Source organism: Streptomyces sp. CB02056 (assembly GCF_001905545.1).
Lineage (GTDB): Bacteria > Actinomycetota > Actinomycetes > Streptomycetales > Streptomycetaceae > Kitasatospora.
In genome coordinates, this window is sequence record NZ_LIPD01000009.1 from 105,419 (window position 1) to 121,488 (window position 16,070).

A 16,070-nucleotide genomic window follows, 5' to 3' on the forward strand; every position below is an offset into this window, starting at 1 on the left:
GTCCCTGCCGCGCCGCTATCCTCGCCCTGTGGTGAGGTCGTGGGATGCGGCGGTGGAGCGGGCGCAGGACCGGCTGGCGGCGGGGCCGCGGCTTCGGGCGGCCGGGCCGGGGGACGAACGGCGGTTCGCGCTCTGGGACTTGGCGTCCCTGGTGGAGGGCGGGCTGGGCGAGCTGGTGGACCCGGACGGGCTGGCGCCGCCGGCGGAGCGCGCCTGGCGGGAGCGGCTGGGGGAGAGCGGGCGGGAGTGGCCGGGCGGTGAGCTGTACCGGCGGCGCTACTGGATCCAGGACGACGACAACGCCGTGGTGGGCACCGTCGCCGTGGACAACTGGACCAAGGGCCCGAGCCAGCTCGCCGTCTCCTCCCTCTACGTGACCCCGGCCGCGCGCGGGCGGGGCCTGGCCGCCGCGGCGCTGGACGAGGTGTACGCGGCGGCCACCGCCGAGGGCCTGCCGGGGTTCCGGCTGGAGGCGCACTGGACCTGGCAGCCGGCGGTCCGCTACTACCTGCGCCGGGGCCTGTGGGTGGTGGGCTGGAAGCACTCGCTGTCCTTCGCCCGGATGCCCCAACTCCCCCTGCACCGGGTGCGGGAGGAGGACGGCCGGCTGCTCCTGCTGGTCGCCGACCGGCTGCGCGGCTGGGTGCCGATACTGGCCGCCGGGCAGGAGGGCCGCTGGCTGCGGCTGGACGAGACGGCGGACTACCGGGGCTGCGACGGCTGGGTGCACGAGTACGCCCGTTCCACGCTGGCCCTGTACCTGGCGCTGGCGGGCCGGCCGCTGGTGCGCGGCCCGCAGTGGTGGGCGGAGGCGTGGCGCTGGTCGGACGCCGGGGAGCCGGAGGGCCTGGCGTACCGGATAGAGGAGTTCGAGCGGGTGGCCCGGGCGGCGGGCCGGCGGGTGGTGAGCCCGTACCGCCCGGTGCCGCTGCCGGAGAGCGCATTGCCGGAGAGCGCGTTGCCGGAGTCCGTCCCGCCGCAGTCAGTGCCCCCGCGGTCCGCGCTGCCGGGCTCCGCGCCGCGGCCCGGGTCCCCGCAGCTGGCAGACTCGGGGGATGGCTGAGATCGAGATCGACGGCGCCCCCGCCGACCCGGCGCGGCTGGCCGCGCTGGGGCTGCTCAACTACGGGCACTTCACCACCCTGCGCGCCGAGGCGGGCCGGGTGCGCGGTCTGGCCCTGCACCTGGACCGGCTGGTCCGGGACTGCCGGGTGCTGTTCGGCGCCGAGCTGGACCGGGCGGCGGTGCGGGAGCGGATCGGCGCGGTGCTGCCCGCCGACGGCGCGCCGGTGATCGTCCGGGTCACCGTGTACGACCCGGCGCTCGGCCTGGAGCGCCCCGCCGCCCCGGCCGCGCCCGCCCTGCTGGTGACCACCCGCCCGGCCGCGGCGGCCGAGCCCGCCCCGCTGCGGGTCCGCACCGCGGCGTACCGGCGGGAGCTGCCGGAGGTGAAGCACGTCGGCCTGTTCGGCCTGGTGCACCACCGTCGGCAGGCCCAACTGGCGGGCTACGACGACGTGCTGCTGGTCGGCGAGGACGGCCTGGTGGTCGAGGGCGCGACCTGGAACGTCGGCTTCCTGGCCGGGGAGCGGCTGGTCTGGCCGCAGGGCCCGAGCCTGCCCGGGGTGACGGAGGCGCTGCTGTCCGGCGCGTACCGGGGCCCGCAGTCCCGCGAGCCGCTGCCCGCCGACGGGCTGGACCGCTTCACCGCCGCCTTCGCGGTGAACGCGGGGGTCGGGGTGCGCCCGCTGGCGGCCGTGGACGGCACCGCCTTCGACCCCGCGCACCCGGCGCTCGCCGTCCTGCGCGCCGCCTACCTGGGGATTCCCGCCGAAGCGGTGGGGGGATAACCCCACCGCCGTTCCGCCGGTGGCCTGCATGGTTCGCGGAGCCCGTCGTCCCTAGGTTGGAGCACGTTGACGACGAGCGACGCAGAACCGAAGGAAGGCCCACCCATGGCACGCCGCCAAGACCGCCGCAGGACCGACGAGTTCGGGACGGATCAGTACGGCCCCGGCGGCCACGCTGCCGAGGGGTACGGCCCCGACGGATACGGCCGCGAGGGCTACGGCGCCGACGGTCACGGCGGGTACGCCCCGGCCCCGCAGGCGGCCCCCGCGATCGAGCTGCGCGGGGTGCGCCGCACCTACGGCCGAGGCGAGGCGACGGTGCACGCGCTGCGCGGGGTCGACCTGGCGCTCGCCCACGGCAGCTTCACCGCGGTGATGGGCCCGTCCGGCTCCGGCAAGTCCACCTTCCTCCAGTGCGCGGCGGGCCTGGACCGCCCGGACTCCGGGCAGGTCCGGCTCGGCGGCGAGGACATCACCGCGCTGAGCGAGAACCGGCTGACCAAGCTGCGCCGCAGCCGGATCGGCTTCGTCTTCCAGGCCTTCAACCTGCTGCCCTCGCTGACCGTCGAGCAGAACGTGCTGCTCCCGCAGCGCCTCGCCGGGGAGCGCCAGGACCGGGCCCGGGCACGGGAGCTGCTGGCCCGGGTGGGCCTGGGCGAGCACGCCAAGCGGCGGCCCGGCCAGCTCTCCGGCGGCCAGCAGCAGCGGGTGGCGATCGCCCGCGCGCTGATCACCCGCCCGGACGTGGTGTTCGCCGACGAGCCGACCGGCGCGCTGGACACCCGCACCGCGCACGAGGTGCTGGCCCTGCTGCGGCAGGCCGTGGACTCGCTCGGCGCGACGGTGGTGATGGTGACCCACGACCCGGTGGCGGCCTCCTTCGCCGACCGGGTGCTGTTCCTGGCCGGCGGCGCGATCGTCGACGACCTGCCGCACCCGAGCCCGCAGACCGTCGCGGACCGGATGGTCGCGCTGACCGCCCGCCCGGTGGGAGCCGCGGCATGACGAACGGACTCGCGCGCTCCTCGGTGCGCTTCCGGCCCGCGTCCTTCGCGGGCACCCTGGTCGCCCTGCTGCTGGGCGCCGCCGTGGTGGTGGCCTGCGGCGTGCTGCTGCAGACCGGTCTGACCGCGAGCCTCAAGCCGGCCCGGTACGCGGACACCCCGGTGGTGGTCGCGGCCGACCAGGCGGTGAAGATCCAGCGGAAGGTCGGCACGGACACCGAGACGACGGAGGAGGCCACCCCGGAGCGGGCCCGGACGGACGCCGCGCTGGCCGGCCGGCTGGCCGCGCTGCCCGGGGTCGCTGCCGCCCGCCCGGACAGCGCCTTCCCGCTGCCCGCCTCCGGCCGGGCGCCGGCCCTGACCGGCCGGGGCTTCGCCGCGCTCGGCATCGCCGGGCCGGGCGACACCCTGGTCGAGGGCCGGGCCCCCGGCGCGAACGAGGTCGTGCTGGACGCCGACACGGCGCACGCCGCCCACATCGCGCCCGGCGCGAACCTCACGCTCACCGCGCCCGGCGGCACCGCGGACTACCGGGTCTCCGGCCTGGCCGCCGCCCAACAGGCCGGCCCCACCGCCTGGTTCGCCGACGCCACCGCCGACCGCCTCTCCGGCCACCCCGGCCGGATCGACGCCATCGCCGTCCAGCCCCGCGCGGGCGTGACCACCGCCGCGCTCGCCGCCCAGGTCCGCCAGGCCGTCGGCGGCGACGCCGGTGCCGGAGCCGGTGCCGGAGCCGGTGCCGTCAAGGTCCTCACCGGGGACGACCGGGGCGCCGTCGAGCACCCCGACCTCGGCGGAGCCCGCACCCTGCTGATGGCGCTCGGCGGCAGCTTCGGCGGCTACGCCACCATGACCGCGGTCTTCGTGGTGATGAGCACCGTCGCCCTCGCCACCGGCCAGCGCGCCCGCGAGTTCGCCCTGCTCCGCGCCATCGGCGCCACCCCGCGCCAGATCCGGCGCACCATCGCCGCCGAGGCGATGCTGGTCGCGCCGCTCGCCGCGGCGCTCGGCATCCTGCCCGGAATCGCCCTCGCCCGCTGGTGGTTCGACCAGCTGGTCGAGCGCGGCGCCGTCCCCGCGGACGTCCGCCTGGACGTCGGCCCGCTGCCGATGCTCGCCGCCGTCCTCGCCTGCACCCTCGCCGCGCTGACCGCCGGGTTCCTGGCCGCCCGCCGGCCGTCCCGGATGCGGGCCGCCCAGGCGCTCGGCGAGGCCGCCGTCGAAGCGCCCCGACCGGGCGCGGTGCGCACCGTCCTCGGACTGGTCTTCGCCGCCGGCGGCATCGCGGCCGCGGCCATCGCCACCTCCCTGGACGGCGCCAAGGCCGCCCAGACCGCGCTCGGCGTGGTGATGTGCTTCATGATGGCCGTCGCCCTGCTCGGCCCCTGGCTGGCCCGGGTCGCCGCCGCGGTGCTCGGCGCCCCGCTGCGGGCCGGCGGCGCGCCCGGCTCGCTGGCCGCCGACAACACCCGCGCCAACGCCCGCCGCCTGGCCTCCGCGATCACCCCGATCGTCCTGGTCACCGCCTTCTGCGGCACCCTGCTGATCATCCAGAGCACCGTGCGCCACACCAGCGGCGAGAACGTCCGGGCCGGCGTCACCGCCGACCACGTGGTCGGCGCCACCGGCCCCGGCCTGCCCGCCGGGACGGCCGAGCGGGCGGGCCGGGTGCCCGGCGTGGACACCGCCGTCGGCGTGCTGCGCACCGGCGTCGTCTACCGCAACGGCGACCAGCTGAGCTCCGCCCCCGTGCTCGGCGTCGACGGCGACCCGGCCCGGCTGCCGAAGGTGCTCGACCTGGGCGTGCGCAGCGGTTCGCTCGCCGACCTCGGCCGCGCCCCGGACACCGTGGCGCTGAGCTCCACCCTGGCCGAGGCGTTCGGCGCCAAGGTCGGCGACCGGGTCCCGCTCTGGCTCGGCGACGGCACCGCCGTCCGGCCCGCCGTGGTCGCGGTGTACGACCGCGGGCTCGGCGTCGGCCAGGCGCTGCTGCCCCGGGCCGCGGTGGCCGCGCACGTCACCGCCGGGTACGACAGCCAGGTGCTGGTCGCCGACGCGCCGGGCGCCGACCGGGCGGCGGTGGCCGCCGGGCTGGGCGGGCTGGCCGGGGCCGCGGTGACCGACCGGGCCGGGTTCGTCGCCCAGTCCGACAAGGCGATGGAGGTCAACGGCTGGGCCAACACCGTGATGGCCGCCGTGCTCGGCGGGTTCGCCGCCGTCAGCGCCGCCAACACCCTGGTGATGACGGTGCTGGACCGGCGCCGCGAGGTCGCGCTGCTGCGGCTGGCCGGCACCACCCGGCGCCAGGTGCGCGGCATGATGCGCTGGGAGGCGCTGCTGGTGGCCTCGACCGGGCTGGCGGTCGGCGCGGTGATCGCCGCGGTCACCCTGGTGCCGGTCGCCCGGGGCGTGGCCAACTCCGCCCCGTACGTCCCGCCGATGCTGGCCCTGCCGCTGGCCGCCGGAGCCGTGCTGCTCTGCCTCGCGGCGACCGGGGTGCCGGTCCGGGCGCTGCTGCGGACCCGGCCGGCGGGGCTGGGCGCGGCGCGCCAGTAGCGGGCCCGCGGGCGGCGAGGAAGGGGGTGCTCTTGAGGACGACTCAAGGGCACCCCCTTCCTTCGGGTGAGAACGACGGCCCCGAGCGGGCGGTCATGGGGACCACATGACGGTCCGATGACCTTTTCAAGAGCTGATTGTGACGTCGCATCAGTTACGCTCGCGCCCGCCCCGCCAGACCGTCGACGCAGAGAGTAGCCCGACCATGAGCAGTCCTCCTGCCGCCCCCGCGCCCCGCTGGCCGCTGATCCTGCTGCGTACCTCCACCACCCTGCTCGCCCTGCTGGCACTGCTCCAGGTCATGCTGGCCGGCAGCTTCCTGAACGGCACCTACGACTCCCTGAAGGACCACGAGGGCAACGCGATGATGCTGGCCACCGTGGTGGTGCTCCAGCTCGCGGTGGCCGTCGCCGTCCGGTGGCCCGGCCGGGGCCCGCTCTGGCCGCTGTGGACCACCGCCCTGCTCACCGTCGCCGTCATCGGCCAGATCACCGCCGGCTACGCCCGGGCGCTCGGCGTGCACGTCACGCTCGGCGTGCTGCTGGTCAGCGGCGTGCTGTTCGGCCTGGTCGGCGCCTGGCGGCTGCCGCTGCCGGCCCGGGAGGCGCGGGTCGTCGGCGGTCCGGACGGCACCGGGCGGCTGCCGCGCCCCGGCGGACCGGTCGAGGTGGTCAAGTGAACCGGCGCCGGTTCCTGCGCGTCGGCGCCTCCGTGCTCGGCGCGGGCGCCCTGGTCTCCGTGGCCGGCCCCTCCGTTGCCCGGCTGCTCGCCGAGGGCCGCCCCGGGCAGCTGCTGAGCAGCGAACTCGACCTGCCGGAGGCCTTCCGGGCCGCGCTGCCGGTGCCGACCGTGCTGCAACCGGTGCGCACCGACGCGACCGCCGACCACTACGAGATCACCCAGCAGGTCGCCCGGCTGGAGATCCTGCCCGGGGTGCGGACCGAGGCCTGGACGTACGGCGGCGGCTTCCCCGGGCCGACCGTGGTCACCCGCTCCGGGCGGACGGCGGTGGTCAAGCACCGCAACGAGCTGCCGGTGCCCTCGGTGACCCACCTGCACGGCGGGCACACCCCGGCGGACAGCGACGGCTACCCGGTGGACCTGCTGCTGCCGGTGGGGTCCTCGCCGGACGCCGCCCAGCAGGCGGGCGGCATGGCCGGGATGGCGGGGATGGCCGGGATGGCCGGGGCGGACCACGCCGCCGCCCGCACCGCCGTCGGCGAGCGCAGCTACACCTATCCGGGCAAGCAGCGCGCCGCCACCCTCTGGTACCACGACCACCGGATGGGCTTCACCGGCCCCGGCGTCTGGCGCGGACTGGCCGGCTTCCACCTCGTGCACGACGACGAGGAGGACGCGCTGCCGCTGCCGCGCGGCGAGCGGGACCTGCCGCTGATGATCACCGACCGCTCCTTCGCCGCCGACGGCTCCTTCCGCTACCCCGCCGTCGACCCGCAGCTCGCCGAGCCGGGTGTCACCGACGCCTACGCCAACGGCGTGCTCGGCGACGTCATCCTGGTCAACGGCGCGCCGTGGCCCCGGCTGGACGTCGACCGGGCCCGCTACCGGCTGCGGCTGCTCAACGCCTCCAACGCCCGGCTCTACCGGCTCGAACTCGACCCGCAGCCGCCCGGCGGCGACGCCCTGGTCCAGATCGGCTCCGACGGCGGCCTGCTCGCCGCCCCGGTCCGGCACGACGGCATCGAGATCGCGCCCGCCGAACGCTTCGACGTCGTGGTCGACTTCTCCCGCTACCAGCCCGGCACCCAGGTCCGGCTGGTCAACCGCTTCGGCAGCGGCCGGACGGCCGAGGTGATGCGCTTCGACGTCACCGCGAAGCAGCCGGCCGACGACGCGACGGTGCCCGACCGGCTCGCCGCCGTCGAGGCCCTGGACGCCTCCGCCGCCGTCGCCACCCGCGACTTCACCTTCCGGCGCAGCCGCGGCGACGGCTGGACCATCAACGGCCGCCCGTACAAGCCGGGGGAGTCCATCGCCACGCCCGCCCTCGGCACGGTCGAGCTCTGGCGCTTCTCCACCGACCTGCACCACCCGGTGCACGTCCACCTCGACCACTTCCAGGTGATCGGCCGCAACGGCGCCGACCCGGGCCCGTACGACGCGGGATGGAAGGACACCGTGGACCTGCGCCCGGCCGAGGCGGTGGAGGTACTGGTGCGCTTCACCGACTACGCGGGGGCGTACATGCTGCACTGCCACAACCTGGAGCACGAGGACATGGCGATGATGGCGGACTTCACGGTGCGCTGAGCCGCCGGGGTTCACCCGGACGGCCGACCGCCGGAGGGCGCGCGCTGCGCCCTCCGGCACCCGTGTCCTAGCCTCGCGGGGAGGAGGGGACCCGCCGACGCCCGGAGCCGCGCCATGACCACCCCCGCCGAACGCCGCCGGCACGGCCGGGCCGCCCGGGAGCGGGTCTCCCGCTCCGCCCACGGCCGGTGGATCCCCGCCGCCGACCGGCCCGACCCGCTCGGCGTGCTGGAACGGCAGGGCGCGGACCGGGTCGCCCGGTTGCTGCCGATCCGCCACGGGCGGATGGCGGAGAGCCCGTTCGCCTACCTGCGCGGCGCCGCCGCCGTCCTGGCCGCCGACCTCGGCGCCCTCCCCGACACCGGGCTCACCGTCCAACTCTGCGGCGACGCCCACCTGTTGAACTTCGGCCTGTACGCCTCGCCGGAGCGCGCGCTGCTCTTCGACGTCAACGACTTCGACGAGACCTTCCCCGGCCCCTTCGAGTGGGACGTCAAACGGCTCGCCGCCAGCGTCGCCGTCGCCGCCCGCGACAACGGCCAGGACGACCGGCGGGCGCGCCGGGCCGCGCTCGCCGCCGCCCAGGGGTACGCGACCGCGATGCGGCGGCTGGCGGGCCGGGGTGAACTCGACGTCTGGTACGCCCGGGTGGACACCGCGCAGCTGCTGCCACTGCTCGCCAAGCCCCGGCAGCGCAGGCGGGCCGAGGCCGAGTTCGCGCGCGCCCGGCGCCGCACCAGCCTCCAGGCCTTCGGCAAGCTCACCGAGGAACGCGACGGGCGGCGCCGGATCATCAGCGCGCCGCCGCTGATCGAACCGCTGAGGAAGTCCGAACTGCGCGGCGTCGGCAAGGTGTTCAGCGACTACCGGGCCACCCTCGCGGAGGACCGCCGGGTGCTGCTGGACCGCTACCGGTTCGTCGAGGCGGCCACCAAGGTGGTCGGGGTGGGCAGCGTCGGCACCCGTTGCTACATCGTGCTGCTGGAGGGCGGGAACGGGCACGACCCGCTGTTCCTCCAGCTCAAGGAGGCCGGCCGGTCGGTGCTGGAGGACCACCTGCCGCCGCTGCGGGCGGACGCCGAGGTGCTCGCCCACCACGGCGGCCGCCGGGTCGTCACCGGCCAGCACCTGATGCAGGCCGCCAGCGACATCTTCCTCGGCTGGACCACCGGCCCCGCCGGGCGCCACTTCTACGGCCGCCAACTGCGCGACATGAAGGGCTCGGCGGACATCGCCGACTTCCGGCCCTCCGGCCTGCGCGCCTACGCCGACCTCTGCGGCCGCACCCTCGCCCGCGCCCACGCCCGCACCGGCGACCGCCTCGCCATCGCCGGCTACCTCGGCAGCGCCGACACCTTCGCCGAGGCGGTCGCCGACTTCGCGCTGCGCTACGCCGACCGGACGGCGGCCGACCACGGCGAGCTGGTCGCGGCGATCGCCGACGGGCGGGTGGCGGCGACCCCGGGGGTGTGAACCGGGGCCGGGGGACGGCGAGTTCGGCGCGGCCTTCGGCGCCGGTGGGGTCAGTCGAGCCGCGGCCGCACCGCCGCGACCAGCAGTGCGGCGGCGACCAGCAGGCCGCCCGCGTAGAACGGGCCGAGGTCACCGGCCGCCGTGCCGAGGGAGGCGGCGGCCAGCAGCGGGCCGGCCGTGGCGCCGAGGTTGAGGGCGGCGGTCGCGTAGGCGCCGGCCAGCGCGGGGGCGCCGGCCGCCTCGTACAGCACCCGGGTGATCAGCGTGCCGCCGACCGCGAAGGACAGCCCGCCCAGCAGGAACACCAGCGGCAGCAGCGCGCCCGGCGCGTCCGCCAGGACGGCCAGGGCGGGCCAGCCCGCCAGCAGCAGCGGGCCGCCGACGGCGAGGACCAGGCCGGGGCGCCGGTCCGCGAGCCGCCCGGCGACGGTGACCCCGGCGAACGACCCGGCCCCGAACAGCACCAGCGCGACCGGCACCCACAGGTCGCCCAGCCCGGCCGGGCCGGTCACCACGGGGGAGAGGAAGGTGAAGCCGCCGAAGGTCGCCGCGTTCACCAGCGCGGCGAGCAGCATCGCGCGGAGCAGCGGGGGGCGGCGCAGCTCGCCGAGCTCCGCGCGCAGGGCCGGGGCCGGGTCCGTGGCCGCGGCCCGGTCGGTCGACGGGGCAACGGGCGGAAGGCCCTTGGCGATGCCGACGGCGGCCGGAAGGCAGAGCAGCGCGACGGCCCAGAACGCGGCGCGCCACCCGAACAGCGCGCCCAGCACCGCCCCGCCCGGGACGCCGGCGACCGTCGCCACCGTCGTCCCCGACAGCAGCACGGCGAGCGCCCGCCCCTTGCGGTCCGCCGGGACGAGCACGGCGGCGGTGGTCAGCGCCACCGCCAGGAACCCGGCGTTGGCGAGCGCGGCGACCACCCGGGTGGCCACCAGCACCGGGAAGCTCGTCGTCACCGCCCCGACGGCGTGCGCGGCCGCGAACACCAGGACGAACCCGAGCAGGCTGCCGCGCCCCGACCGGCCGCGGGCGAGCCCGGCCATCAGCGGCGCGCCGACCGCCATGCCGACCGCGAAGGCCGAGGTCAGCCCGCCGGCCGTACCGACGGTGACGCCGAGATCGGCGGCGAGTCCGGGCAGCAGCCCGGCGAGCATGAACTCCGAGGTGCCCATGGCGAACACGGCCAGGGCGAGCAGATAGAGCGGAAGGGGCATCGAGAGGCTCCGAAGCGGGGCGGTGGGAACGAGGAGGACGGACGTCTCGTCACCGCACGCTCAACCCCCGGGCGGCGCAGGCGTGGCGCTCGCTCGGACCTCGGTGGTTCAGGATCTCCGGGGTTTCAGGGGGCTGACGGCGCGTGACCGAAAGCCCCCACCCTGGATGCCTCAGGGCTCGACATGCCCGGCACGCTACCCGACCCCCTGCCGCCGGGTCACCCGGTTCTTCCGGTGGCCGGGCCGGGAGCCACCGGCCGGCGTACCGCGAATCGAGGAGGGACCGTGCCCTCCTCGATCGCGGTGGCCGGCCGGCACCGGCCTACCGCCTACCGTCCACCGGGACCGGCCTGCGGCTGGCGCAGGTGCCGGGCGAAGAACCCGGCCGCGTCCTCGCCCGCGAACCGCGGGACGCCCGTGTGCCCGCCCATGTTGGCGTGCAGCGTCTTCTCCCGGGAGCCGAAGGCGTCGAACAGGTCCAGGGACGCCTGCCGGTCGTTGCCCTCGTCGTCCCACTGCAGCAGGACGTGCAGCGGAATGGTGACCCGGCGGGCCTCCTCGAACACGGCGCGGGGAACGAGGCTCCCGGCGAAGAGGCCGGCGGCCACGATGCGCGGCTCGACCACCGCCAGCCGGACGCCGATGGAGATGACTCCCCCCGAGTACCCGACCGGGCCGCCGATCCCGGGCAGGGCGAGGAGGGCGTCCAGGGCGGCCCGCCATTCCGGGACGGACTTGTCGACGAGCGGGAGGACGAGGGCGTCGACGATCCCCTCGCCGACCGGCTCGCCGGCCTCCATGGCCCGGCGCAGGTCGGCGCGCGCCTGCTCGAGGGCGGCCCAGCGGGGCCGGTCCCCGCTGCCGGGGAGCTCGATGGTGGCCGCGGCGAAGCCGTCCGCCGCGCAGCGTCGGGCCCGGGCGACCAGCCGGGGGTGCATCCTGCGCAGTCCGAGCGGGGGGTGGCCGAGCAGGACCAGCGGGACCGGCTCGGACGGGGAGGCGGATGCGGGCGTCCACAGGATGCCGGGGATCTCGCCGAGGGTGAACCCACGCTCGAGGACGCCGCCGTCGAGGTGCTGTTCGGAAGTGAAACGCATGGTCGTGCCTTTCGGGAGTGCACTGGAACGGCGCTCCCGGACGACGACCTATCGCCCGACCGTGACCCCGGAGGAGAGCACCCATGTCGAAACGTTCACGGGTACCACCTCCTCGTTCTCTCGCACGGCCTCCAGGAGGCTAGCAGACCGGCGGTACCGGGGCACCGGAGAACCTCTCGGCCGGGCCGGGGGCGGGCAGCGCCCTAGGATGCCCGGAAACCGAGGAGGGGGTTCGATGGCGAACCGTGGGAGAGTCGGCGGCATCGTGGCCGTCACCGCGCTGTTGCTGCCGCCGGCGCTGTGGGCGGTGGGGCGGATGGAGTCCGGCAACGGCGGGCGGGCGGTGGCGGCCGACGTCCTGAACCGGCCGTGGGCGATGCTCGGCCTGGCCGCCGTCCTGCTGCTGGCCGCGGTCGTGGTCCGCGGCCGGTGGGACGTCGTCGGCGGGCTGGCGTCGGCGTTCGCGGTGTTCGGGCTGCTGCTGTCGGGTGGCGGCCACGTCCTGCAGATGTTCGGACCGAAGGTCCAGGGGGTGAGCCGCACCGCCTCCCCGGAGCGGGCGGACCACGTCCTGACGGTGGCCCACCACGACGATCCGGAGGGCTACAACGGGCGCTACTTCGTCCGGCTGGAGACCGGCACCGGCCTGGCGACCCGCCGCTGGGACGTCCTCGCCCTCCACACGGGCGGCTTCCGGGGCCAGGGGGAGTTCGTCGCGGCGGAATGGGCCGGGTCCGGCCGGGTCCGGGTCACCACCGACGCCGGCTACCGCGTCTTCACCGTCGACCCGGGCTCCGGCGAACCGACCCTCACCGAGAGCGTCGGCGAGCTGAAGTCCCTCGTCCAGGGGGCCTGAGCACGGACGACGGGACGTTCGCCGCCGAGGCCGCCGCGGCCTGGGACGACGGGTTCACGGTGGGGGAGGGGCTGGAGCGGGAGAACCGCGTGCTGCTGGAGACGTCTGACGTGGTGGCGGCCGTGGCGCTGCCGGCCGGCCGGGTACGGGCGTGGCGGGCCTGAACCGCGGGATCTGTTGCGGGGATCGGCCGCCGGGGATCGGCCACGGGGATTGTCAGTGCCGTGTGCAACGGTGACGTCATGCTGGCGATCACGGTGCAGACGAACGAGACGCGGCACCTGAGGGTGTCCGCGGACGACCTCGCGGGGATGGTCCGGCGCATCGGTGCGCCGGACGACCGCTTCCTCGTCGTGGAGCGGATACCGGACCTGCCGGACGTGTACGTGCAGGTGTGGCACGCCGACGGCGAGGAGTACACGCTGGAGCACCGGGACGGCTCCGCCGAGCGGCACTTCGAGGTGCGGCTGGCCGGGCCCGAGCCGGTGGTCGCGGCGATGACGGGCTGGGCGCGCGGTGCGGCGGGCTGGGACGAGGGGCTGGACTGGCAGCCGCTCGACCTGGGCCCGGCGCCGGCGCCGGTGCCGCCGATCGACCTGGAGGCGGGCGAGCGGCGGGAGTTGGAGGACCGGCTGCGGCTGACGCTGGCCTGCGGCTACACCGACCGCGCCCGGCTCGCCGAGCAGGCCGAGGAGCACCTGGTCGCGGGCGACCGCCGCCCGCTCTCGCGCCCCCAGGCCGAGCAACTCGCCGACCGGCTCTGGCTGGAACGGGTCGGCGAGCAGACCGGCTGGATCGGCGAGACGGATCCGGAGCGCCTGGCCCAGGCCTTCGCCGCCCTGGAGGCGGGCGGCATCACGGCCCGGGAGGACTTCGGCTGCTGCCGCTCCTGCGGCGACGCCGAGATCGCCGGGGCCGGCGAGGCCGACGCCCGCGGCTTCGTCTACTTCCACGCCCAGGGCACCGAATCCGCCGCCCTCGGCCACGGACTGTCCCTGCTGTACGGCGGCTTCGACGGCTCCCCGGCGGCCACCGCCGCGGTCGGGAAGGAGGTGGTCGCCGCCCTGGCGGAGGCCGGCCTGCCGACGGTCTGGAACGGCGACCCGTCCCAGGCCGTCGAGATACGCCCGCTGCTGTGGCGCCGCCGCCTGGCGGGGTGAGACCGGCACCGCGGTCCGGCGGCACCCCGACGGCCGGACGGCGGCGTCAGCCCCTCACGGCACCAGCACCCGCAGGGCGTCCGGTACCACCGCGACGTCCACCGGGAGCGCGGCGATGAACTCGCCGTCGGCGTAGGCGGTGATGCCGGGGGACTCGATCCGCAGGGCTTCGGTGCGCAGCGTGGTGACCTCCGGGTAGGTGATGTGGGTGCCCTTGAAGAGCGTGGGGAAGAAGCGGGCGATGCGCAGCCGGGGCATGGCGTCGACGAGGGTGAGGTCGAGCAGTCCGTCGTCGGGCAGGGCGGCGGGGCACATCAGCATGCCGCCGCCGTAGCTGCGGGTGTTGCCGACGGCGGCCAGGGTGAGGTCGCGTTCGATGACGGTGCCGTCGGCGAGGGTGATGCGGAACGGCAGCGGGCGGAGGTTGGCGAACTCGGCGGCGATGGCGAGGTTGTAGCGCATCCGGCCGCGCGGCCAGCGCAGCCGGTTCGCGCGGTCGCTGACCAGGGAGTCGAAGCCGGTGGCGAGGACGGAGCCGTACCAGCGCACCGCGCCGTCCGGGCCGGTGATCCGGCCGAGGTCGACGCCGCGGGTGCGCCCGGCGGCGATGACGTCGGCGGCGGCCTCGGGGGCGCCGAGCGGCAGGCCGTACTCGCGGGCGTGGTCGTTGCCGGTGCCGGCCGGTATCACGCCGAGCGGGACGGGCGTGCCGGCCAGGGCCTGGAGGGCGAGGTTGATCATGCCGTCGCCGCCGACCACGGCCACCGCGTCCACGCCGTCGGCCGCCGCCTCGCGGGCGAGCCGGACGGCGTCCTCGGGGGAGCGCCCGGCCCGCGGTTCGACGTCGACGCCGAGGGCCCGCAGCCGGGCGGTGGCCCGGTGGGCGGCGGGCTCGGCGTGGCCGATGCCCGCCGCCGGGTTGGTGAGAACGGCGACCCTGCGGACGGTTCTCACGTCGTTCACGGGATCAGCTTGCCCGGGTTGAGGATGCCCGCCGGGTCGAGTTCGGCCTTGACGGCGCGCAGGATGCGCACGCCGAGGTCGCCGATCTCCTCGGTCATCCAGGGCCGGTGGTCGGCGCCGACGGCGTGGTGGTGGCTGATGGTGCCGCCGGTGCGGAGGATGGCGTCCCCGGCGGCGCGCTTGGCGGCGCCCCAGCGGGTGAGCGGGTCCTCGCCGAGGGCGGCGACGACGGTGAAGTAGAGCGAGGCGCCGGTCGGGTAGACGTGCGAGACGTGGCAGAGCACCAGGGAGCCGGGCAGGGCGCCGGTGAGCGCCTCGGTGACGGCGGCCCGCAGGGCCGGCAGCCGGCTCCAGGAGGCCGCGGTCTCCAGGGTCTCGCACAGCGCGCCCGCGGCGAGCAGCGAGTCGCGCAGGTAGGGGGCGCTGAACCGGCCGTGCTCCCAGGCCCGGGCGGGGCCCTCGCCGAGCGAGGTGCCGCCGGCGGCGAGCAGGGCGTCGCGGGTGAGCTGCTGCCGGGCGGCGACCTGGGTGGCGCCGCCCTCGAAGACGGTGACGGCCAGGCAGCCGCTGACCGCCGGGGCGCCGCCGATCTGCTCGGTCATGGCCAGGTTGATCATGGTCTCGGCCTCGTCGGAGAGCCGGATCACGGTCGGGCCGGTGCCCTGCTGCTCGACGGCGCGCAGCGCGGCCGTGCCGGTGGCGAAGTCGGGGAAGCTCCACGCCTCGTACGCCTTGACGGCGGGCAGCGGGTGGACGCGCAGCCGGACGGCGGTGATCACGCCGAGGGTGCCCTCGGAGCCGAGGAAGAGCTGGCGCAGGTCGGGGCCGGCGGCGGAGGCGGGGGCGCGGCCGAGGTCGAGCACCCCGGCCGGGGTGATGACGCGCAGCCCGCGCACCATCTCGTCGAAGCGCCCGTACCCGGCCGAGTCCTGGCCGGAGGAGCGGGTGGCCGCGAAGCCGCCGATGGTGGCGTAGCGGAAGCTCTGCGGGTAGTGGCCGAGCTCCCAGCCGCGCTCGGCGAGCAGCTCCTCCGCGGCCGGGCCGGTGAGGCCGGCGCCGAGGACGGCCTCGCCGGAGGTCTCGTCCAGGTCGAGCAGCCGGTCGAAGCGGCGCAGGTCGAGGGAGACGACGGCGGCGAGGCCGCCGCGCTCGGGGTCGAGGCCGCCGACCACGCTGGTGCCGCCGCCGAACGGGACGACGGCGATGCGGCGTTCGGCGCACACCGCGAGGACGGCGGCGACCTCCTGCTCGCTGCCGGGCAGCACGACGGCGTCGGGGGCGTCCTGCGCCTCGCGGCTGCGGCGGCGCAGCAGGTCCGGGGTGGACTTGCCGCCGGCGCGCGGCAGCCGGTCGGCGTCGGCGGCGCTGACGTGCTCCTTGCCGACCGCGCCGGCCAGCGCGTCGAGGTCCTCGGCGGAGAGCCGGGACGGGTGCAGGACGACCTCGTCGGCGCTCGGCCCGGGAGCGGCGTCGCCGGTGACGCCGAGGGCGGCGGCGAGCAGTCCCTTGATGTCGGCGGACAGCTCCTTGGCCAGGGCCGGGTCGCCCCAGGCGTCCCACTTCATCGGGGGGAGCGGAAGTGCGGCGCCGGCCGGTCCCGCTTGCGTCTCAGGTGCCATGCGTTACAGT

The 16,070-nt window shown here is 76.6% G+C and carries 13 protein-coding genes; 9 read left to right on the top strand and 4 right to left on the bottom strand.

What is annotated here, in order from left to right; all coding sequences use genetic code 11:
• The first annotated feature begins 31 nt into the window (after nucleotides 1-31).
• The 7 genes from AMK13_RS24515 (at nucleotide 32) to AMK13_RS24545 (ending at nucleotide 9,154) form a co-directional block, all read left to right on the top strand.
• Nucleotides 32-1,063, top strand: coding sequence for a GNAT family N-acetyltransferase (locus tag AMK13_RS24515; protein ID WP_143204619.1), 1,032 nt, complete (start codon nucleotides 32-34; stop codon nucleotides 1,061-1,063).
• Complete coding sequence (locus tag AMK13_RS24520) at nucleotides 1,056-1,850, top strand: aminotransferase class IV (protein ID WP_074004100.1); 795 nt, start codon at nucleotides 1,056-1,058, stop codon at nucleotides 1,848-1,850. Before AMK13_RS24515 ends, AMK13_RS24520 begins: the two co-directional genes overlap by 8 nt.
• A gap of 105 nt (nucleotides 1,851-1,955) precedes the next feature.
• A complete protein-coding gene (locus tag AMK13_RS24525) occupies nucleotides 1,956-2,855 on the top strand; it encodes an ABC transporter ATP-binding protein (RefSeq protein ID WP_079272403.1) in 900 nt (299 codons plus the stop codon).
• The gene (locus AMK13_RS24530; protein ID WP_074004101.1) at nucleotides 2,852-5,410 is read left to right on the top strand and encodes an ABC transporter permease; all 2,559 of its coding nucleotides are present in this window, start codon (nucleotides 2,852-2,854) and stop codon (nucleotides 5,408-5,410) included. Before AMK13_RS24525 ends, AMK13_RS24530 begins: the two co-directional genes overlap by 4 nt.
• Nucleotides 5,411-5,615: 205 nt before the next feature.
• Entirely contained in the window at nucleotides 5,616-6,089 is a 474-nt protein-coding gene (locus AMK13_RS24535) for a hypothetical protein (RefSeq protein ID WP_049658344.1), read from the top strand.
• Nucleotides 6,086-7,681 carry a multicopper oxidase family protein gene (locus tag AMK13_RS24540; RefSeq protein ID WP_074004102.1) on the top strand — a complete coding sequence of 532 codons (1,596 nt, stop codon included), beginning with the start codon at nucleotides 6,086-6,088 and terminating at the stop codon, nucleotides 7,679-7,681. The genes AMK13_RS24535 and AMK13_RS24540 overlap by 4 nt, the downstream gene beginning before the upstream one ends.
• A 114-nt stretch (nucleotides 7,682-7,795) precedes the next feature.
• Complete coding sequence (locus AMK13_RS24545) at nucleotides 7,796-9,154, top strand: DUF2252 domain-containing protein (protein WP_074004103.1); 1,359 nt, start codon at nucleotides 7,796-7,798, stop codon at nucleotides 9,152-9,154.
• A gap of 50 nt (nucleotides 9,155-9,204) precedes the next feature.
• On the opposite strand, the gene AMK13_RS24550 is transcribed toward AMK13_RS24545, so the two are convergent.
• On the bottom strand, nucleotides 9,205-10,365 hold the full coding sequence (locus AMK13_RS24550) for a Cmx/CmrA family chloramphenicol efflux MFS transporter (protein ID WP_074004104.1): 1,161 nt from the start codon (nucleotides 10,363-10,365) through the stop codon (nucleotides 9,205-9,207).
• 329 nt (nucleotides 10,366-10,694) lie between these two features.
• Nucleotides 10,695-11,462, bottom strand: coding sequence for an alpha/beta hydrolase (locus tag AMK13_RS24555; RefSeq protein WP_074004105.1), 768 nt, complete (start codon nucleotides 11,460-11,462; stop codon nucleotides 10,695-10,697).
• 235 nt (nucleotides 11,463-11,697) lie between these two features.
• Between AMK13_RS24555 and AMK13_RS24560 the strand changes: the two genes are divergently transcribed.
• Both AMK13_RS24560 and AMK13_RS24565 read left to right on the top strand, forming a co-directional pair.
• Nucleotides 11,698-12,318 carry a hypothetical protein gene (locus AMK13_RS24560; protein ID WP_107418837.1) on the top strand — a complete coding sequence of 207 codons (621 nt, stop codon included), beginning with the start codon at nucleotides 11,698-11,700 and terminating at the stop codon, nucleotides 12,316-12,318.
• 242 nt (nucleotides 12,319-12,560) lie between these two features.
• Entirely contained in the window at nucleotides 12,561-13,478 is a 918-nt protein-coding gene (locus AMK13_RS24565) for a DUF6891 domain-containing protein (RefSeq protein ID WP_074004401.1), read from the top strand.
• A 54-nt stretch (nucleotides 13,479-13,532) separates the two neighbouring features.
• Here the strand turns inward: AMK13_RS24565 and AMK13_RS24570 are convergent, their stop codons facing one another.
• Together AMK13_RS24570 and AMK13_RS24575 are read right to left on the bottom strand one after the other, a co-directional pair.
• The gene (locus tag AMK13_RS24570; protein WP_198959428.1) at nucleotides 13,533-14,441 is read right to left on the bottom strand and encodes a diacylglycerol kinase; all 909 of its coding nucleotides are present in this window, start codon (nucleotides 14,439-14,441) and stop codon (nucleotides 13,533-13,535) included.
• Nucleotides 14,438-16,006: an FAD-binding oxidoreductase gene (locus tag AMK13_RS24575; RefSeq protein ID WP_074004107.1), complete on the bottom strand. Its 1,569-nt coding sequence runs from the start codon at nucleotides 16,004-16,006 to the stop codon at nucleotides 14,438-14,440. The genes AMK13_RS24570 and AMK13_RS24575 overlap by 4 nt, the downstream gene beginning before the upstream one ends.
• Nucleotides 16,007-16,070 lie beyond the last annotated feature (64 nt).